Below are 762 nucleotides of genomic sequence, written 5' to 3'. Positions count from 1 at the left end.
GAAGGTGCCAGGTCAGCTGAGCCACCCATGAATTCAGGCAGCATCGCACCGAACGCTTCCAGCGCGTTTTGCGATGCTTTACGTGACGCAATGTTTGCTGGGTTCGCTTGCAGGTCGGCAATGATTTGGTTGGCTTTTTCTTCCCACTCAGCAGGCAGGTCGCCGTTTACACGGCGTTTGAACTCTGCCGCCAGCTCTGGGTGTGCAGCTTCGTACGCAGCCAGCTTCTCGTTCCAAGCGGCTTCTTTTGCAGCGCCTGCTTCTTTTGCGTCCCACTGACCGTAGACGTCAGCCGGGATTTCAAACGCAGGGTGTTCCCAACCGAGGAATTCACGTGCCGCTTTGATTTCGTCAGCGCCCAATGGAGCACCGTGACAATCGTGAGAGCCTGCTTTGTTTGGTGAACCGAAACCGATGATGGTTTTGGTACAAATCAGGGTAGGACGACCGGTTTCTGCTTTCGCGGCTTCAATGGCTGCATTGATCGCATCGGCGTCGTGACCGTCAACAGCTGGGATAACGTGCCAGCCGTAAGATTCGAAACGCTTAGGCGTGTCATCAGTGAACCAGCCTTCAACGTGACCGTCGATAGAGATACCGTTGTCATCCCAAAACGCGATCAGCTTGCCCAGACCCAATGTACCTGCCAGCGAACACGCTTCGTGAGAGATACCTTCCATCAGACAGCCGTCACCCAGGAACACGTAAGTGTTGTGGTCAACGATGTCGTGGCCTTCACGGTTGAACTGAGCAGCCAGTGCT

1 pseudogene is annotated in these 762 nt (G+C 55.0%); it reads right to left on the bottom strand.

Annotated elements, in window-relative coordinates:
• A pseudogene (locus tag RN22_RS24045) lies at nt 1-762 on the bottom strand (transketolase); the annotation flags it as partial.

The sequence above is a fragment of the Grimontia sp. AD028 genome, assembly GCF_000973155.1.
Taxonomy (GTDB): domain Bacteria; phylum Pseudomonadota; class Gammaproteobacteria; order Enterobacterales; family Vibrionaceae; genus Enterovibrio; species Enterovibrio indicus.
This window is presented reverse-complemented; position numbering and strand designations above follow the sequence as displayed.